We start from the raw sequence: 18,738 nt of genomic DNA on the forward strand, positions 1-18,738 counted from the left end.
TTAAAAGGGAAAAAATCTCGGGATGATAAAAGAAGCGGCTATCCAGATAAGCACGTTCAGCGGCGTTCCGAATTGGAGATAATCCCGGAACCGGTAATTGCCTGGGGAATACACCATCGTGTTGGTAGGATAGCTCATCGGGGTCATAAAGGTTAAGGAACAGGCAAACATGACCCCGACCAGCAAGGGCCGCTCGCTTATCCCTAAGGCTTCGGCCAAGCTGATGACTATAGGGCTCATCAGGGCCGCGGTGGCCTTACTGGAAAGAATATTAGTGGAAAGAAATGAAACTAGAAATATCAGGCTAAGCGTAACCCGTGGGTCGAGGCCTTCCAAGTTAAGCGAAAGATATTCGGATATTAATGCGGACCCGCCGGTTTTCTCCAAGGCCTTTCCCATCGACAGTACGCCCGCCATCATAAATATTACTTTCCACTCAATCGCCTGGTAAGCTTCTTTGGGTTTAAGAATGGATGTAGTAACCAGCAGCAAGCTTCCCATCATCCCGCTGATAAGGATGGAGGTAATCCCCAGCGCCGCTGTCGTCACCACGCCAATGGCTATGAGCAAGGCCGGGATAGCTCTTTTGTAATCTATTTTCCGGGTTTTGTATTTGGAATGGGAAACAAGCATTTTCCGCGAAGTGAGATTGAAAAGCTCTTTTTTTGCCGCATAAAGCAACAGCATGTCACCATCCTTTAGGATAACATCTGAGAGATGCTGCAGGATAATTTCATGGCGGTGGCGGATAGCTAAAACGGAAGCATGATAAACATGGCGGAAATTTAACTGGCGCAGGGAGGTGCCGCTCAGTTCAGAACCGAAAGGAATGATTACTTCATAAATTTGCCTGTTTTCAGTTTCTACATAATGCTTTGGTCGGTGACCGATTAGCTTGTAACCCTGGCTTTGCTGCAAGCGGAGGAGCTCCGAAGGGCTGATTTGAATCTTTAGCCGGTCCCCTTGCTTCAGGATGGTATCGCCGTTAATCTCAAATATTTGCTGGTGGGCCCTGGTGATGGCCAGCACCTGCACCTGGAAAATCTTAATCAGTCTGGAACTGCTGATGCTTTTGTTCACATCGGGGCTGCCCGCCTCCAGCTTAACTTCGGCGATATACTTTTCTGCTACCCGGATAAAAGGACCTTCATTAATATTCTCCCGATCGGGTAAAATGAATGGACCAGCTAAAAACAAATACAGCAAACCAATGGCCAGTAAGCATAAAGCGGGTAGGGAGAATTCGAACATACCAAAAGGGAGCAACCCGCTCTTTTCGGCATAACTGCTCACCAGAATGTTGGTTGAGGTGCCAATCAGGGTGCAGGTGCCGCCTAATAGGGCTGAAAAGGAAATGGGAAGGAGTAATTTAGCAGGGCTGATGCCGGTTTCCCGGCACACCGCTAGGGCCATCGGGAGCATCAAAGCTACTACCGCCGAATCATTGATAAAGGCAGAAAACAATGCAGACAACAAGCAAAAGCAAACTAAGGCCAACAGGAAATGAATTTTGGCTATCCTGATAATTTGGGCACTCATCCCTTCAACCAGGCCGGTTTTCAGGATGCCTGCGCTCACCACAAATATACACCCCAGCGTCAGGGTAGCCGGATGATTAAACCCGGAAAAGCCTTCCTCCGGCTCCAAAATACCTGTTACTATGAAGAGGGACATGATCAGAATGGAGGTAGTATCGATGGAAAAATATTCCTTAGCGAATAAAAAAATACCAATTCTAATGATAGCCAAGGTAAGGTATAGTTCCATAAATTTAAGTCATGCCGAAATTAGTTAATTACCCAAAGCCAGGGAAAGGTGTCAGTTTAGGGGCCGAGGCACTATTCAGGTGAAATCATCCATACGAAACTTTAACCTGTTTAATACTAAACTTATTCAATTCTTCTTCTAGCTTCTAAGCTCCCGCTTTTCTTTGGAGAAGCCAATCCTATAGTTTTCAGCAAACACCTGTTTCTAGTAGCGCCATTTATGAATTTTTAAGAAGTTTGCCAGGTACTTTTCTCCCTTTTGTAAAGTTGCTGAAGCATATAGTTACAATTGAAAGCCCCTTGTTTCCTAATCCGGGTACCCAAGGTAGGAGAGAATAAAAATTATACATGGTCCTTTACTTCCCTACTGACTCATACTCCGGCTCCGGCGCTGTTGCGCCCCTACTTGGTGCTGCTGCTCCTGCCAGCGTTGAATCCTCCTACTCTACTCTGATCTGCTCCCCTGCCGTACTTTGAATTACTAAAATTGAAAATTGAGTTTAAGTAAATCCAAAAGGTTTTTGTAAAGCCATTAAAAATTACAACAGCAAAGTATCTACGCGATGCGCATGAACCATGCCTTCACAAGCCGACCAAGCAAAGATGGTAAAGCGACCATCCTGAGACGCAACCAGCGCTAAAGCGTCGCGCTGGTCGTGTACAAACTGCGCCGCAGATAAGTGCCGGGTACCGCCATTCGTAGCCGGATGAATAACTTTGGGCTGAATACCCAGTACTGGTTCCGTTACAATTATTTCATTTACCGGATTCATGCCTTCGGGGCGGCCAATTTTGGCGCCAAAAGCCAGTAACTCGTACTGGTCACTAATAATGGTGGCACCGTCTACGGCGGTTAAACCCGCTACGCCTTCAATGGCGTGGCGTAAAGTAGCTTGCCATTGTGCCTGGCTTTTTTCTGCTGCGTTTTGTTGCATTAATTCCGAAATGCCTAAATACGCGGGTGCAATACCGTAAGGCATGGGCCGGATAATAGAATTTTGCCAGTCCGAAGAACCAGTTGGTACCACCAGCAACGAGCCTCCCCGTCCATGGGCCCGCATCGAAATGGCAAGCTGAATAAGTACGTTGGTAGATTGATTCCAGGCAGAAGTTGTTGGGAAACCAAGTAGCGAGGTAAGCAGTGCCGGACAATCCGGTAGTTTTCCGCTGCGTTCATCCACTATTTTTATTTGCTCGCCTTTTAATACCGCTATGTTGGCAAATTTACCGAAACCATCCAGGTGGCGGTGTTTAACCACCAATAAACCCGGTTCTACTACTTCCAGCACAAAACACAAGCCCGGAATTTGGCGGGTAGTACCCCATATATATAATTCTTTACCATCGGCCCAAATGCCCAAATGAATGCCGGGCCGCTCTACGGCCGGCGCTAATTTGGTCAGAATTTCTGGTGTCAGGCGCAGTCTTTTTTCAAATAACATGGGCTGACCAGACATTTCGGGCGCTAAATAAGCCAGCGAAATTTTCGGTGCATGTCCTTCTTCGCGCCGTAAACTTGCCCAAAAGGTAATATCAATAATGGCCTGAATAATAGGAGCCGGAATTTCGGGCGCCAATTGCGTGTGCCCAATATTCCGGGCCTCTATATGGTGCTGCGCAAAATTCTTTTCAATGGCTATTGCTACTTCACGGGCTGCCTGGTACGTAATTTTATTCATCTTAATTCTTTAACTAAGGGCATCTGTAAACTACCTGCCCAAATTAAAGTTTAATATTATGGGTAAATCAAAGAAAAACCTAAACCTTTCGTCGGCTGTTTGGGGCGGCAGCCAGGTACCTTTATCTGTTATAAATTTAATATTTTCTGCTTAACATAATGTTGCTAATATTTTCATTAAACCTAATTCCTAACTAAGACTAACCCCACAAAGAAAATGCCTTCAGATATCTAACCTGAAGGCATTCTGCAATAAAGATTTACGCTGCTACTTTTTGGTGTACACGTAAGTATCATTTACTTCGCCGTTTGGCGTAGTGGTAGCATAATTAATGGTCAGCTCTCCGGGGCCTTTGGCGGTATCCCATACTTCCGTAGAATTCATGGTGGTTTCGTTGCCATCGCGGTTAAATGTTATGGCTGAATTAATTGTAAGCGATTTTTCATCCGCAGACCATTTGGCAGTCGATTTCTTTTTAACCATACCATCAAAAAACTTGTTTTCGGTTTCTTTTCCGTCCAGGGTAATTTTTTCATCTATCGTAAAATCTTGTCCATCAGGGGTTTGTCCGGTGCGGGAAATTGTTATATCAGTGGCACTTTGCGTTACTTTTAGCTGATTAAAAATAATGCGCATTTGTCCTTCGCTCAGTTTACTTTTCTCTTTACTCATAGTCCATTCTCCGGCAAAATTGTTTTTGGCAAAACGGGCCGAGGTAAGTATAAACATAAGCAATAAAGCCGTTAGGCAAAGGCCGGTATAATACCGCAGGTTCCAGAATTGATTGTTCGGATTCATTTTCATTTTTGGTGGAGTTATGATTTTATCCAGAAAATGTAAGAATAATTTCATTAACGTAATAATAAAATATTATTTATTTCTGAAGTAGTAGTTTTGGGTTGGCGTAAGTTTAGCGGCATGTTGTTCTCTAAAAAATTAAATATTCTTTTTGTTGGGGTAATATTAGCGGCTTGTGGTGGTCCGGGCCAAACCGGTATTAACAATGGCTTTACGCTTTCAGAAAATGTTTCGGCTAAGAACTTGCAGGCAGGCCGCCGGTTAGCTAAACAGCGGTGCCAAAGCTGCCACGCGTTTCCGGAACCTGATTTGCTGGATAAAGAAAGTTGGGAACGGTATGTATTGCCCACCATGGGTTACCGCATGGGGCTGTATCACCGCAATTCATTAAAAGCAATTGGTATCCGGAGTGAATTTATGGAAAGCGGATTTGCAGGCGAACTGGTTTTACAAGCCAATATTTTCCCCGAAGAACCTACCATAAGCAATAATGATTTTCAGAAAATTACCGACTATTATTTAACAATGGCTCCGGCAAAGCCCCTTCCTCCGGCCCATAAACCAGCAATATTGCCCACCTTAACCTTATTCCGGCCCCACTACCCTGCCCTGCCTTATCGCCCTGCCAGTACTACCCTGGTTAAAATAGATTCTGTTAACCACCAGGTTTACCTGGGTTTAGCGCAGTCCAATACTTTACTAACGCTAAATAAACAAGGTGAAATATTAAAAACCTTACCCCTAAACCAGGCTGCATCCAATATGCTGTTACGGCCCGAAGGTCAATATATTTTAAACATGGGAAGCTTTTTCCCGTCGGATGCCCCTACTGGTAGCTTAACTTTTTATGCTGAAAAAAATAAGAAATCGCGGCAAATATTAAAAGGTCTGCAGCGACCGGTGCAGGCGCAATTCGCCGATTTAAATCAAGACAACCGCGAAGATATATTAGTATGTGAGTTTGGCAACCAAACCGGTAGCCTAAGCTGGTACGAAAATACCCCAACTAAAAATTACCAGAAGCACCTGTTAAAAAATTCGCCGGGAGCAACGCGCGCGTATGTGCAGGACTTAAACGGCGATCGCCAACCTGATATTATTGCTTTAATGGCGCAAGGCAACGAAGGAATATTTATTTATTATAATGAAGGCCAGGGCCGCTTTCGCGAAGAACAAGTGTTGCGGTTCTCGCCGGCTATGGGTTCCAGTTATTTTGAATTGGTTGATTTTAACCACGATGGCTATTTAGATATTTTGTATACCGCCGGCGATAATGCCGATTTTGCTCCTATTCCCAAGCGCTACCACGGCATTAGAATTTACCTGAACAATGGGCAGAACCAATTTTCGGAAGCTTATTTTTTCCCCCAGAATGGCTCCTACAAAGCCACCGCCGCCGATTTCGACAATGATGGTGATCTGGATATTGCCGCCATTGCTTTTTATGCCCGCTTCCAGGAAAATCTTGCCGAGGGTTTTGTATACCTCCAAAACGAAGGCAATTTAAAATTTAAGGCTTTCACTTTTAAAGGCAGCAACCGCGGCCGCTGGCTTACTTTAGATAAAGGCGATTTAGATGGTGATGGTGATTTGGATTTAATTTTAGGTTCTTTTGTGTTAAAAACCAAACTGGCTTCCGAAGCACAAAACCAGGAATGGGCCACCCAAGGCCCGGTTGCCGTTATTCTGGAAAATAAAAGCCGGTAATATTTTGCTTTAGTTCTAGCAGGCTTGCAACCTTCACCTAATGCTGCGGGTCTGACTATTAACGTAAACTTATTTGCTTATAAATAGTGCTTTGAAATATTGGCAAGTTAGATCTGAAACATCTGCTTTGGTAATTATTTTAGGGTGAAACCTGAAATACGTCTAGGTTTTGCTTGTGTACCAAAAGGCTTATGTATTTGCCAGAATACTTATTTTTAAGTATTGATTTTCAGTAACATAACTGGTATTTTTGAATTAATCTGTGCTGTTCAAATATTCCGGCTTCCCGGAAATTTTGCAGCCCAGCAATTAATATTTCCGCAACCCTAATTATCTAAACACCTTTTTGAAAACTATGAAAAATTTAAAAATTGCCTTCGTGGCAGCTGCTTTTGCCGCCTTTTCTCTTCCGGCTACCGCCCAAATGGTAAATGCTACCGAGCCTATTGTTTTATCCGTTGATGGTTATGTGGTTACAGCGGCTCAGGACACCCTGAAAGGCCAGGTGGCTGCCCGCGTGGTAAATAATTACGTTACCACCATTATGTTTAAAGACGCAAAAGGCGCTAAAACCAAGTACACGGCCAACGATGTAGTAGCTTACGGCCAGAAAAGGCCCAAACTGCTCCGCGACTACAACGATTTAACCTCTGTAGATAAAAATTATTTACACTACGAAAGCATTGAGCACCCTACCAAAGCCGGCAAAAAGGTTTTTGCCGAACGCCTCATGAATGGTAGCCGCATTAAAATATTCGACAACCCTACGGGATCGGAAAGCTCCACGAACGTTGCCGGCTTTAAGTTAAAAGAGAACGAATCGAGCTATGTGGTTTATAAACAGGGAAGCAAACCTTTTATTCTTAGAAAGAGAAAGTACGAAGATGAGTTTGCCGCTTTGTTTGGCGACTGCGCCGAATTTATGAGCTACGCCAAAGATAAGCCTGAGCTCAAGAAGTTTAACAATATTGGGGCAGTAATCGAGAACTACAATAATCGCTGCCAATAATAAATAAATCCAACTAAGTTCCGCAGAGCCTGTTACCCCAAAGTAGCAGGCTCTGTTGTTTTTAAAATATTGCCTTTAGCCTGCTAAATATAACCCTGAAGCCGCAGGCGCAGTTTAATAGGGTTAAATCATTTCGCCCGATGAGCTTCATCATCTGGTGGCGGCATGCGCCGGATTAATTTCGCGCCAAAACGAGTGTTTCTATGACCAAAAACATTTTTATTGCCACAGCCGAGCCCTATAGTGGTAAATCTATTGTAGCCTTGGGTTTGGTTAATATGCTGTTGGGCAAAGCCCAGAAAGTAGGTTATTTTAAGCCCATTATTAATTTTAATCCGCACCAGAAACGCGATGTGCACATTGATACCATTCTGAGTTATTTTAATCTGCCAATCGCCTACGAAGATACTTTTGCTTTTACCGGCCAGGAAGTAATGCGCTTTATCGAAACCGGTAACCAGGGCGAAATTATTGATACGGTTATAACAAAATACAAACAACACGAAGAAAATTACGATTTTACCATAATAGAAGGCAGCGATTTTCTGGGCCAGGGCCTTGCCTTTGAGTTTGATGCCAACGTAACCATTGCCAAAAATTTAGGTGCGCCGGTAATAATTGTAGTATCCGGCGAAAACAAAACCACCGCCCAGGTAATTCACGATGCGTTAACCGTGCTGCGCAATTTTGAAACCCGCGAAGTACAAGTACTGGCTATTGTAGCGAATAAAGTTAAGCCCGACCAGGCCGATGATGTGCACCAGCTTTTATCGGTGCAGTTACCGCCGGAAATTATTTTGGCCGTAATACCCGAAGATAAAAATTTGCTGAACCCCACCATGAAAGAAATTTACGAAAGCTTAGGCGGGAAATTGCTTTTTGGGGAACAACAGCTTACCAACCAGGTCGATAATTTTGTAACCGGGGCCATGCAGGTACCCAACTTCCTGAATTATTTAAAAGATAATTTATTGATTGTAACCCCCGGCGACCGCGGCGATATTATTGTATGTGCGCTGGTGGCCAATATTTCGGTGAACTACCCTAAAATTGCGGGCATTGTACTCACGGCGGGCGTAGAACCCGAAGAACCCATTTTGCGCCTGATAGAAGGTTTGGAAAGCGTAGTACCTATTATTGCGGTAGAATCCGGCACCTTCCACACCACTACCCAGATTGGCGCTATTAAATCGCGGATTACCGCCGATAATACCAAAAAAATAGAATTAGCCATTAATACTTTTGAGCGGTTTGTCGATATAAAAGCCCTGGACGAAAAAATAATTACCTATAAATCAGAAGGCATAACGCCCCACATGTTTCAGTACCAACTGGTAAAATGGGCCAAAAGCCGCCGGAAACACATTGTGCTGCCCGAAGGCAACGACGACCGCATTCTGAAAGCTGCTGCCCGGTTAATTAATCAGGATATTGTGGATTTAACTATTCTGGGTGATCCGGCCCAGATAGCTGCCGCAGTTAAACGGCTGGGCTTAAATTTGGATATAAGCCGCATGCGCATAATAGATCCGGCGCATTCAGCATATTACGAAGATTATGTGCATACCTTTTACGAGCTCCGGAAAAACAAAAATGTAGAACTCGAAATGGCCTACGACCTCATGACGGATGTTTCTTATTTTGGCACCATGATGGTGTACAAAGGCCACGCCGACGGCATGGTTTCGGGGGCCGTACATACTACCCAGCATACCATCCGGCCAGCCCTGCAATTTGTTAAAACCAAACCGGGCGTATCTATTGTTTCTTCGGTATTTTTTATGTGCCTGCCCGATCGGGTTTCGGTGTTTGGCGATTGTGCGGTTAACCCCAACCCTACCGCCGAGCAACTAGCCGAAATTGCTATTTCTTCGGCCGAAAGCAGCCAGCGCTTTGGCATTACCCCTCGGGTTGCTATGTTGTCGTACTCTTCTGGTACTTCCGGCGAAGGCGAAGAAGTAGAAAAAGTACGCCGTGCCACCGAAATCGTAAAACAAAAGCGGCCCGATTTATTAGTTGAAGGCCCGATTCAGTACGATGCCGCCGTTGACCCGGTGGTAGGCCGGCAAAAAATGCCTCAGTCCCAGGTGGCCGGCCAGGCCAGTGTTTTAATATTTCCGGATCTGAATACCGGTAACAACACCTACAAAGCCGTGCAGCGCGAAACCGGCGCTCTCGCTATTGGCCCCATGCTGCAAGGCCTGAACAAACCCGTAAACGATTTAAGCCGGGGCTGCACCGTAGACGATATTTTTAATACCGTTATTATTACGGCTATTCAAAGTCAGGATTAATTTTCCTGAGTTCGAAAGCAGCATTAATATTTAAAGTAGAATTTTCTAAAATAGCTTTACTGGTTGTAATACCCAGAGAAACTAAACCTTCGGCATGAATATATTCGTTGTTAACTCCGGCAGCAGTTCCATTAAATACCAGTTGTTTAAATTACCCTCGCCTAACCCTATTTGCAGCGGCCTGATTGAACGTTTAGGACTGGAAAATTCCATTATTACCCACAAAACCTATATAGATGGGAAAGAACGGGTAGTAAGGCGCACCCTGGATATGCTGGACCACGAAGCCGGATTGCAACAAGTAAAGTTTCTATTAACCGACCTCAAAATAGGCGTTATTGAAAATCCCGAAGAAATTCAGGTAGTAGGTCACCGGGTAGTACACGGCGGCGAAAGTTTTTCGGCTACAGCCATTATTACCAAAGCAGTTAAAGACGATATAAAAAAATTATTTCCTTTAGCGCCGCTCCACAACCCAGCCAATTTATTAGGCATAGAAGTAGCCGAAAAAATATTTACCAATGCCACCCAGGTGGCAGTTTTCGATACGGCTTTTCACCAGACTATGCCCGAAAAAGCTTTCCGGTATGCCCTTCCCGATTCTTTTTACTCCGATTTAGGTATTCGGGTTTACGGCTTTCATGGCACCAGTCATAAGTACGTAGCCGAACAGGCAACGCAATATTTAGGCAAACCCAACAGCAAAATAATTACAGTACACCTGGGTAATGGCTGCAGCATGGCAGCCGTGCAAAACGGCAAATCAGTAGATACCAGCATGGGCTTTGGTCCCTTAAGTGGCTTAATCATGGGCACCCGCTCCGGCGATATTGACCCCTCTGTTGTGTTTCATTTAATAAACCAGTTAGGCTACGATCCCGAACAAGTAAATATGCTGCTGAACCGACGCAGCGGAATGCTGGGCCTTACCGGGCACAGCGATATGCGCGATATTACCAAAGCTATTGCAGCCGGTGACCAGCAGGCCCAACTGGCGTACCAATTATATGCTTACCGCATAAAAAAATATATAGGTGCTTATGCAGCGGTACTCAACGGCCTGGATGCATTGGTTTTTACCGCCGGTGTAGGCGAAAACGATGCACTGGTGCGGGAATTGGTATGCCAGGATATGACTTACCTGGGTATTCAGTTAGATTTAGAAAAAAACCAAACAGCAGCTAATAATTTACGAGAAATTAACCACGCCCAGGCGCCGGTAAAAATATTGGTTATTCCCACCAACGAAGAACTCGAAATTGCCCAACAATGCAATGCTTTACTAACCAGCACAACTGCCTGAACTAAAGAATTATTGCCGGCTAGGTTAATAGTTATTTAATCACCGATTCTAAAACCTGCGCAATGGCCTGTAGCAGGGCAACATCCAGTTGTACACCTTTCTCTAACTGAGACTGGTCTATTATTACCCGGTAATTTCTTTCTTCATCTGGCTCAAATATTACTTGTTGGCCGGTTACATCTACCTGTATTTTATGGATATAGCCACTTAAAATTAACTTGCCAGTAAAAGAAAGCTCCTCCCCTTTGTAAGTAACCGGTATTTCTAATAGATTATCTGTGTCGTCCAAGGTATAAAGCAATTTGCAGGTATAAGGTAGGTATCAAAAAAAGCTTACATTTTTTTATTTAATAACCGCTAATGTAACAAAGCCTACGCTGTAGTAAAATTACGAAAGTAAATTTCATACCATTAGCAAATTAAAATATCTCCTGACTTTGAATTGCCCCTGACTTTAGTCAGGGGTATAATATATTTTTCAAAACCCGGGGCTAAAGCACCCGGGCAATACAATGTTGCGCTTAACTGGCATGCCTACGCTATTAAACTGGCCAGCTTTGAAGAATTAATAGCTAAAGGTTATTATAATTTCTATAAGAATAATATTTATATAAATTTTAATAGGTTTTATGTTGTTTTTTGGTTAAATAATATTTACATTTATTTACCAGCTTTATTTTAATCACTTTCTTTACCGGTTCTATTTGCTCCGCTGTTAGTCTTTAATGGCTTATTAAACAGTCATTTATGGTGTCTTTCGCATTGCTGCGCTATTCTATGTAGCTATCTATTAATATTTGTAAATCTTTAAAGCCAATTATAATGAATATTAAACTAATATTTTCTGGTTTATTTCTGGCAGGTAGTTTCCAACTGGCTGCCCAAACGCCCAATATGCCTACTGAGGTACTGGTAAACAGAATTGTTAATACTGTTTCGAAGGTTAATGCTGGTGAAACAATAATTTTAAAGGGCGATAAAGATCAGCTTAATTTTCTGGAATCGCTGGGAGAGCAAATACATAAAAAAGGAGCTTTCCCGGTTATTATGCTGGAGTCCGAAAAGTTAACCAAGGCCGGTACACTAAGCGTACCCGAAGAAGCCTTGGTAGCGCACCATAAAGCCTTGCATAAACTGGATAATAAAGCCGACCTTACTATTTATATAGCCAATAGTATAGATTACGCGAATATTTATAAACAGGCGCCGGAGGCGTATGCAGAAAAACGCCGTAATGCAATAAAGGAATACCATAATGGCGCCCCCGAAAACATGGCAACCTTCCGGGAGGTTTACATTGGCTTGCCTAATAAAAAAATGGCAGAAGCCGAAGGTATTGCCTACAACACTTACGAGAAAATGATAATGGAAGCCATGGCCGTAGATAATGAGGCCATTGCTGCGAAAGGCAAACAAATTGCCGCCATTTTACAAGCCGGTAAGAAAGTTAAGGTAACAACGACTAATGGTACCGATTTCACATTTATGCTAGCTGGCCGCCCTACTTCCATTGATGATGGTATTATTTCGGAAGCTGATTTAAAAAGTTCGGTAGAGTCTGACCGGATGGTTGCCCTGCCTACGGGTTTATTATTAGTTACTGGTGATGAAAGTTCGGGTAGCGGAAAAATAGTTGCCGCCCGGGACAGGCAATTTGGCAACCAGGGACCGGTTAAAATTACCAATGCAGTTTACCAATTTCAGGATGGGAAACTAGGCTCGGTAAAAGCCACCACCAACCAGGCATTTCTGGAAAAGCGTTTAAAAGAAGCGCAACCGGCTGCTACCCAGTTCGGTGGCCTTGTTATTGGTTTAAATCCGGCCATGAAGGTGTTGAGCGATGAAAAACAAGATTTCCGGCCATACGAAGCGGAAGGAATGGTGTTTATTCATATTGGCGGCAATGACTGGATGGGCGGCAAAAATAAAGTTAAAGAAGGAACTACCATTCCTGTAGAAAAAGCGACTGTTGCCGTAGACGGTAAAATTATTGTTAAAGATGGCAAGCTGGTTACTAATTCGGTGGCTAGCAAATAATAACAAATAGTAAATAACAGGTTGTATAGCAGAACAGCAAATAGCTTTTCTTGTTCTTCATTCCGCAGAATTTCCAGAATTCCAAAATAATCTTTTGCTTAAGTTGTTAGTACAGGTAATAAACTTCGCCGGTTATTTGCCTGTATTACCTTCCAGGCAGAAGCTTTTTTGTAAAAACCGGTGATGCGGGAATAATTCTGTTACCCCATCCAAATTGCTTACTTTTTAAATTCTTCGGTACAAATTGCCCGCTCAGCTGATTTTTGGGTGGAGCCTTCTTTATAATATACATCATCCAAGTCTCTTTGCCAGATCATACGGGTGGGGGTTACGGCAATGAGGGTGTAAGTGGTAGTATTGCCGGGTAAATTTAATATTACCTTTTTCGATTCATATTCCTTTACCACGGCGTAAGTGCCCTGCGCAGAAGTACCATCCGGATATTTCACCCGAACCTTCTCCTCTTCAAAATCATAAATGTTACCGCTTTCGGCAGTAATTTCCTGTTCATGTACCAAATGGCTATCCACGATGTATTGTATCTGAATACGATCACGCTTCCAGGTTCCTTTAAGTTGATCGCTTTGTGACATAGCAACTTCCTGCTTTTCCGGATAACTTAATCCTAATAAACAGAACAGGAGCGGAATAAAAGTAAGTAGTTTCATAACTTAGCAGCAGCGTAATTCTTTTGTACTAGCATACGAAAAGTTAATATTTTCTGGTAGTAGCGTGGTATTGTAAAGAAATATTCATTTTCGCCGCATTTCGGTATTAGCGTTCAAAGTAGTTAATTTTTATTCTGTTTTCCGGTATATGGCCCCAATATTTTAAAATTAACAAGCTCTTTCTACTTGCATTTTGTGGGTATAGGAAATATATAATATGCAGGAAACAAAGTACTATAACAACGTTTAAACTCTTAATATTAGTTTGAGTAATAATTGTTCAATAATTTTTTCTTCCGAAAAAATATGATTTTTAATATTTTGTAAATATTTCTAAATGGAGCAGGATACCAAAGCAGTAATTCAGCAAAAGTTCAGGCACTTAGAGGATGCATTAGTTACCGAAATAAGCCAGGAAAGTACTATCAGGCAGTTAGCTGAAGGGGAAAACGTGCTGCAAACCGGGCAATTTATTCGCTCTACTATCCTGGTTTCGGATGGGTTGCTAAAAGTGTACCGCGAAGATGAAGAAGGAAATGAATTTTTAATGTATTACCTGCAACCGGGTGATGCTTGTGCCCTGTCTATTATGTGTACCGTGCGCAACGACCAAAGCGGCATTAAAGCGCGGGCAGTAATACCTTCCGAAGTAATATTGGTGCCGGCTCATCTGACCGAGAATTGGTTAAGTAAATATAAAACCTGGAACCATTTTGTTATTTCTTCTTACCGCCAGCGTTTCGAAGAATTGCTCCAAACCCTGGATAGTGTTGCCTTTAAAGCTTTGGATGAGCGGCTTTTGTTTTACCTGAAGCGCTACCAGCAAGTGCAAGGCCACGAGGTAAAATTATCCCACCAACAAATAGCCGATGAACTCAACAGTTCGCGAGAGGTAATATCGCGGTTGCTCAAAAAACTGGAACAGCGGGGAGCCCTGCAATTGCATCGGAATTATATTGAAATTATTGACCTCGATAGCAATTAGCCTTAAAATGTAATATTGGATTAAGTTTAGTTCTTACCAATTATTATTTCTATGCCTAAAATTCGTTCCGTGACTTAAGTCACGGAATGCCCTTTTTTGACCCAGTACCTTTGTGCCATAATAATTTAGTTATGGAAATACTGGGGTATCTGGCATCGGCATTAATTGGAATTTCTTTAGGGTTAATTGGCGGTGGAGGTTCTATCCTTACCGTTCCCGTAATGGTATACTTATTTGGTATTCCGCCTTTACTGGCTACTTCCTACTCCCTTTTTATTGTGGGTAGCACCAGCCTGATTGGTTCTATTAATAATTACCGCAAAGGTTTAATTAACCTGAAAGCTGCCCTGTACTTTGGATCCGCTTCTATCTTTACGGTATTGGTAACGCGCAAATTTCTGGTACCGCTTATTCCAGAACAAATTGTTTCCATAGGTGAATTTACCATTACCGCGTCGTTCTTAACCATGGTATTATTTGGGGTACTCATGCTAATAGCCGCGGTGAGTATGATTAAAAATCCAAAGACCGCCGCACCCGAAAGAGAATGTACCGATTGTATCCGCTTTTTTAAACTTTTAGGGTATGGACTATCTATTGGCTTGGTTACAGGTTTATTGGGTGCCGGCGGGGGCTTTTTACTAATACCCGCTTTGGTATTGCTAGTTAAACTGCCCATGAAGAAAGCCATCGGTACTTCCCTGCTTATTATTACCTTCAACTCCTTAATTGGTTTTGCCGGCGATATCGGGCATTTTCATATAGCATGGTCTTTCTTAATTACCATTACCTTAATTGCCATTGCTGGAATTTACTTGGGCGGCTTACTAAGCAAGAAGCTTTCGGGTGAGAAGTTAAAAAAGGGCTTTGGCTGGTTTTTGCTGTTGATGGGTATTTATATTGTTATCAAAGAGCTTTTACCAATTTTTTAGAATTTAAAGTTATTTCGGGCTTATGTGATAAACATCACTGAACCAGGCTGAGGTGTAAGCTAAATTTGTACAAAAATTAATAAGCTACTAAAAATATTAATATTTGTTTTTTAAAAATAGATTCATGAAAATACAACAATTTGAAGATAAAGGGTTAGCCCAATACGGGTATGCCGTTCTGAGTGAAACCACCCGCGAAGTAGTTTTAATAGACCCGGCCCGAAATCCTCAGGTTTACTATAACTTCGCTGAAAAGCATAATGCTAAAATTGTAGGGGTAATAGAAACGCATCCGCACGCCGATTTTGTGAGTTCGCACCTGGAAATACACCGGAAAACAGGAGCCACTATTTATGCGCACAGCCTGGTTGGTGCAGATTACCCGCACCAGGCTTTCGACGAGGGTGCAGAGCTGCAGTTTGGTGAGGTGAAGTTGAAGTCAGTGCATACCCCCGGCCATTCGCCGGATGGCATTAGCATTGTGCTGGAACACGAAGGCAAAGACGTAGCCGTGTTTACCGGCGATACACTTTTTATTGGGGATGTAGGTCGGCCAGACCTCCGCGAAAGTGCGGGCAGCATTACCGCCAAAAGAGAAGAACTGGCTCGCCAGCTATTTTACAGCACCCGCGAAAAGTTGATGAAACTGGCCGATGAGGTGCTCGTATACCCGGCCCACGGTGCCGGCACGCTTTGCGGGAAAGGCCTGAGCGAAGCTAGCAGCAGCACCATTGGCACAGAGAAAAAGACCAACTATGCTTTGCAGCCAATGCGTGAAGAAACATTTGTGCAGCTCCTGACCGAAGACCAACCCTTTGTACCCAAATATTTCGGGTACGATGTGGGCCTTAACAAACAAGGTGCCCCCGCCTACCATGAAACCCTGCAAGGAATAAAAAGGCTGGCTAAAAATGTTGAGTTGAAGAACGAGAATATACTAATAATAGATGGGCGTCCGCAGGATCAATTCAAGAAAGGCCATATAAAAGGTGCGATTAACATTCAGCTCGGAAATAAGTTTGAGACCTGGCTGGGCAGCATTGTAGGCCCGGAAGAGCAATATTATTTAGTAGCCGAATCAGAGGCCGCTTTAAACGAGTTGCTGGAAAAAGCTGCTAAAATTGGCTACGAGCTAAAAGTAGTAGCGGCCTTTGTTTATGATCAGCCTAACGGCGAAATAAGTCAAGTCTTTAACCAGGAAACTTTCCAGGCCAACCAAGATGCTTATACGGTGGTTGATATCCGCAACAGTAGTGAAACAAAGGCTGGTAAATTTTTGACCAGGCTATTACCATTCCCCTCCCCGAATTAAGGGAACGTGCTCACGAAATTGCGACCAGTAAACCGGTGGTGGTGCATTGCGCTGGGGGCTACCGCTCGGCGGCTGGCAGCAGTATTCTGGCAAGCTTGTTGCCGGTGGAGGTACTCGATATGAGCGAAGCAGTAATGGAGTTAAAGCAAAAATAAATTAATGGTAAAGGCCTTTATAAATGGTCTTTGCTCGTTACATCATCTGGTTAATAATTTTTGACCTTATATTAAGGTTAGCATATATCACTTTTAAAAAATAAAAATGTTGGAATTGCTTAAACAGCCTTGGCCCTGGTATACTTCGGGAATAGCCATTGCTTTTATTATGGTATTACTCTTGTTCTACGGCAAATCTTTTGGGGTATCGGCCAATTTGAAAACCATGTGCACTATTGCTGGGGCAGGTAAAAAAGTTAAATTTTTTGATTTCGACTGGCGTACACAAAAATGGAATTTATTATTTCTTTTCGGCTCCGTGCTGGGCGGAATTATTGCTTCTACCGTGCTGAAGAGCGAGGAACCGTTGCGGTTATCTGCGGCTACTATCACCGACCTGCAATCATTAGGTATTGTTTTTGATGGCCAGCTCAATCCTAGCGGTTTATTTGGTCTTGAATTTATTACCTCTTCAAAAGGATTTTTAATTCTGCTACTGGGCGGCATCTTGGTAGGTTTTGGGGCTCGTTACGCCGGTGGTTGTACTTCCGGGCACGCCATCAGCGGTTTATCTAATTTGCAAATACCTTCTTTGGTAGCCGTAGTTGGCTTTTTTGTGGGCGGCTTAATCATGACCCATTTATTATTACCATTAATTTTCTAAGGCATGAAAGGCTTAAAATATATTACTGCTGGTATTTTGTTTGGGATAATAATGGCTAAATCCGAGGCTATTTCGTGGTACCGCATTCAGGAAATGTTTCGCTTTCAGTCGTTCCACATGTATGGTATTATTGGTACGGCCGTAGTATTGGGGGTTATAGCCGTTTACCTGATTAAAAAATACCAGCTAAGAGATACGCAAGGCAACGTAATTGCCTTCCAGGATAAAAATAAGACTTGGCTCCGGTATATTATTGGTGGTACTATTTTCGGTTTGGGCTGGGCTTTAACCGGCGCTTGCCCGGGACCGATGTTTGTAAATATTGGCTATGGGTACTTTGCTATGTTTATCGTTATTTTTGGCTCTTTACTCGGGACTTATTTTTATGGTTTTATTAAAGATAAACTGCCGCATTAAATTTATTTGTAACCAGCCATAAGTTTAGAACCAGTTTGGCGTTTCGTATTGGAATTTAGATTAGTTTGCCAGCGGCAAAATCAGCTTTCATTTTTGCAGTTTTTAGGTCCAAATTACCTTGGGTTAACATTTACTCAGATTAGGCAATAATATTTATCGGATTGGCTATTAAGGCGGCGAACGCATGATTTAGAAACACGCTGAACAAATTGCCCGGAACGCTAAACAGGTTATTTCATTAACCCAAAAATGGGTATTATTTTTATTTGCTAACTTTAAAATTTACTTTTGTAACCCATGCAGAATCAATATTCATTTAAAAACAGCTATAAAAGCCGGCCTTTCCGGGCAGCGGCGTTGCTGTTTTTAACTTTGTGTTTATTGATTTCCTGCCCAATAAAACGGGAGCTCAAAGCTATTTTTTCGCTGCCTGTTCCGGCCGGCAGCCACTCCGCTGCAACGCAGTTTCCGAGGCAAATTACCGGTAATGTTTCCGCTGCTAACTTTGAATTGGCTTGTACCAAAATGGTGCATTCCATCCTGGATAAGGTAGAAACCAGCTCCTTTTTTCGAAATTTTGATTTTAAGAATCCGGCCCTTTTTTTAATAATATCCCTGGCTGGTCTTTACCTGTTACTCCTGGCTGCCAAGGGTAATAAAATCTTGCTGCCTACTTTTTCCGGCGGCATTCTGGCCGCTAAAATTCCGCTGTTTCTGCGGTACCGCCAACTGGTAATCTGATTTTTTTTTCTGCTCTTATTTTAGCCCGGTGCCTGCTGGCCCGTGGCTTAACCTGTTTCTGTTTGCCTAGTCGGCAAGATCAGCGGCGCTTTTCTAATATTTTAATTTAAAAGCAAGCATTGGTTAATAATACCTTTATCAGAATTATTCCTGCTGGTAAAAACACGAAGAATGCCGGAACTATGCTTATTTCAGAATAATCGTGGAGGTAGTTACAATAGCACTTTTAACAGATAAGAGACTTAAGTTAAAAACATTCTTATAACATAAG

Annotated in this window: 15 protein-coding genes and 1 pseudogene; 11 read left to right on the top strand and 5 right to left on the bottom strand. The window is 42.9% G+C overall.

The features are described 5' to 3' along the window. The 3 genes from F0145_RS07805 to F0145_RS07815 all read right to left on the bottom strand — a co-directional run bounded on the left by F0145_RS07805 (nucleotide 1) and on the right by F0145_RS07815 (nucleotide 4,297). Entirely contained in the window at nucleotides 1-1,767 is a 1,767-nt protein-coding gene (locus F0145_RS07805) for an SLC13 family permease (RefSeq protein ID WP_150087752.1), read from the bottom strand. A 538-nt stretch (nucleotides 1,768-2,305) separates the two neighbouring features. Continuing rightward, entirely contained in the window at nucleotides 2,306-3,445 is a 1,140-nt protein-coding gene (locus F0145_RS07810; RefSeq protein WP_150087753.1) for a putative sensor domain DACNV-containing protein, read from the bottom strand. Nucleotides 3,446-3,712: 267 nt separating this feature from the next. After that, nucleotides 3,713-4,297, bottom strand: a complete 585-nt coding sequence (locus F0145_RS07815) for a hypothetical protein (RefSeq protein WP_150087754.1) — start codon at nucleotides 4,295-4,297, stop codon at nucleotides 3,713-3,715. Between the two features lie 66 nt (nucleotides 4,298-4,363). On the opposite strand from F0145_RS07815, the gene F0145_RS07820 reads away from it, so the two are divergent. From F0145_RS07820 to F0145_RS07835, 4 genes are all read left to right on the top strand, one after another. Next, nucleotides 4,364-5,950: an FG-GAP repeat domain-containing protein gene (locus tag F0145_RS07820; RefSeq protein WP_150087755.1), complete on the top strand. Its 1,587-nt coding sequence runs from the start codon at nucleotides 4,364-4,366 to the stop codon at nucleotides 5,948-5,950. Nucleotides 5,951-6,305: 355 nt separating this feature from the next. Beyond that, a complete protein-coding gene (locus tag F0145_RS07825) occupies nucleotides 6,306-6,959 on the top strand; it encodes a hypothetical protein (protein WP_150087756.1) in 654 nt (217 codons plus the stop codon). 203 nt (nucleotides 6,960-7,162) lie between these two features. Beyond that, nucleotides 7,163-9,253, top strand: a complete 2,091-nt coding sequence (pta, locus tag F0145_RS07830) for a phosphate acetyltransferase (RefSeq protein WP_150087757.1) — start codon at nucleotides 7,163-7,165, stop codon at nucleotides 9,251-9,253. Between the two features lie 94 nt (nucleotides 9,254-9,347). Then, nucleotides 9,348-10,556, top strand: coding sequence for an acetate/propionate family kinase (locus F0145_RS07835; RefSeq protein WP_150087758.1), 1,209 nt, complete (start codon nucleotides 9,348-9,350; stop codon nucleotides 10,554-10,556). Nucleotides 10,557-10,587: 31 nt separating this feature from the next. On the opposite strand, the gene F0145_RS07840 is transcribed toward F0145_RS07835, so the two are convergent. Next, nucleotides 10,588-10,845, bottom strand: a complete 258-nt coding sequence (locus tag F0145_RS07840) for a hypothetical protein (protein ID WP_150087759.1) — start codon at nucleotides 10,843-10,845, stop codon at nucleotides 10,588-10,590. 533 nt (nucleotides 10,846-11,378) lie between these two features. Here F0145_RS07840 and F0145_RS07845 point away from each other — a divergent pair. Then, entirely contained in the window at nucleotides 11,379-12,593 is a 1,215-nt protein-coding gene (locus F0145_RS07845) for an aminopeptidase (RefSeq protein ID WP_150087760.1), read from the top strand. A 218-nt stretch (nucleotides 12,594-12,811) separates the two neighbouring features. Here the strand turns inward: F0145_RS07845 and F0145_RS07850 are convergent, their stop codons facing one another. After that, complete coding sequence (locus tag F0145_RS07850; protein ID WP_150087761.1) at nucleotides 12,812-13,261, bottom strand: hypothetical protein; 450 nt, start codon at nucleotides 13,259-13,261, stop codon at nucleotides 12,812-12,814. 337 nt (nucleotides 13,262-13,598) lie between these two features. On the opposite strand from F0145_RS07850, the gene F0145_RS07855 reads away from it, so the two are divergent. From F0145_RS07855 to F0145_RS07880, 6 genes and pseudogenes are all read left to right on the top strand, one after another. Next, nucleotides 13,599-14,246, top strand: a complete 648-nt coding sequence (locus F0145_RS07855; RefSeq protein WP_150087762.1) for a Crp/Fnr family transcriptional regulator — start codon at nucleotides 13,599-13,601, stop codon at nucleotides 14,244-14,246. 131 nt (nucleotides 14,247-14,377) lie between these two features. Then, nucleotides 14,378-15,178, top strand: coding sequence for a sulfite exporter TauE/SafE family protein (locus F0145_RS07860; protein ID WP_150087763.1), 801 nt, complete (start codon nucleotides 14,378-14,380; stop codon nucleotides 15,176-15,178). Between the two features lie 124 nt (nucleotides 15,179-15,302). Continuing rightward, nucleotides 15,303-16,645: pseudogene (locus tag F0145_RS07865) on the top strand (MBL fold metallo-hydrolase). Nucleotides 16,646-16,751: 106 nt separating this feature from the next. Further along, complete coding sequence (locus F0145_RS07870; RefSeq protein ID WP_150087764.1) at nucleotides 16,752-17,309, top strand: YeeE/YedE family protein; 558 nt, start codon at nucleotides 16,752-16,754, stop codon at nucleotides 17,307-17,309. A 3-nt stretch (nucleotides 17,310-17,312) separates the two neighbouring features. Continuing rightward, the gene (locus F0145_RS07875; RefSeq protein ID WP_150087765.1) at nucleotides 17,313-17,726 is read left to right on the top strand and encodes a DUF6691 family protein; all 414 of its coding nucleotides are present in this window, start codon (nucleotides 17,313-17,315) and stop codon (nucleotides 17,724-17,726) included. Nucleotides 17,727-18,023: 297 nt separating this feature from the next. Continuing rightward, nucleotides 18,024-18,467 carry a hypothetical protein gene (locus F0145_RS07880; RefSeq protein ID WP_150087766.1) on the top strand — a complete coding sequence of 148 codons (444 nt, stop codon included), beginning with the start codon at nucleotides 18,024-18,026 and terminating at the stop codon, nucleotides 18,465-18,467. The last annotated feature ends 271 nt before the right edge of the window (nucleotides 18,468-18,738 follow it).

The organism is Adhaeribacter rhizoryzae (genome assembly GCF_008629685.1).
GTDB classification, from domain to species: domain Bacteria; phylum Bacteroidota; class Bacteroidia; order Cytophagales; family Hymenobacteraceae; genus Adhaeribacter; species Adhaeribacter rhizoryzae.

Excerpts from the sequence above, each read along its gene's own strand:
- F0145_RS07870 (WP_150087764.1), top strand. The coding sequence starts at position 16,752 with ATGTTGGAATTGCTTAAACAGCCTTGGCCCTGGTATACTTCGGGAATA.
- F0145_RS07810 (WP_150087753.1), bottom strand. The coding sequence starts at position 3,445 with ATGAATAAAATTACGTACCAGGCAGCCCGTGAAGTAGCAATAGCCATT.
- F0145_RS07855 (WP_150087762.1), top strand. The coding sequence starts at position 13,599 with ATGGAGCAGGATACCAAAGCAGTAATTCAGCAAAAGTTCAGGCACTTA.
- F0145_RS07845 (WP_150087760.1), top strand. The coding sequence starts at position 11,379 with ATGAATATTAAACTAATATTTTCTGGTTTATTTCTGGCAGGTAGTTTC.
- F0145_RS07835 (WP_150087758.1), top strand. The coding sequence starts at position 9,348 with ATGAATATATTCGTTGTTAACTCCGGCAGCAGTTCCATTAAATACCAG.
- F0145_RS07820 (WP_150087755.1), top strand. The coding sequence starts at position 4,364 with ATGTTGTTCTCTAAAAAATTAAATATTCTTTTTGTTGGGGTAATATTA.
- F0145_RS07850 (WP_150087761.1), bottom strand. The coding sequence starts at position 13,261 with ATGAAACTACTTACTTTTATTCCGCTCCTGTTCTGTTTATTAGGATTA.
- F0145_RS07860 (WP_150087763.1), top strand. The coding sequence starts at position 14,378 with ATGGAAATACTGGGGTATCTGGCATCGGCATTAATTGGAATTTCTTTA.
- F0145_RS07805 (WP_150087752.1), bottom strand. The coding sequence starts at position 1,767 with ATGGAACTATACCTTACCTTGGCTATCATTAGAATTGGTATTTTTTTA.
- F0145_RS07825 (WP_150087756.1), top strand. The coding sequence starts at position 6,306 with ATGAAAAATTTAAAAATTGCCTTCGTGGCAGCTGCTTTTGCCGCCTTT.
- F0145_RS07880 (WP_150087766.1), top strand. The coding sequence starts at position 18,024 with ATGCAGAATCAATATTCATTTAAAAACAGCTATAAAAGCCGGCCTTTC.
- F0145_RS07815 (WP_150087754.1), bottom strand. The coding sequence starts at position 4,297 with ATGAAATTATTCTTACATTTTCTGGATAAAATCATAACTCCACCAAAA.
- pta (WP_150087757.1), top strand. The coding sequence starts at position 7,163 with ATGACCAAAAACATTTTTATTGCCACAGCCGAGCCCTATAGTGGTAAA.
- F0145_RS07875 (WP_150087765.1), top strand. The coding sequence starts at position 17,313 with ATGAAAGGCTTAAAATATATTACTGCTGGTATTTTGTTTGGGATAATA.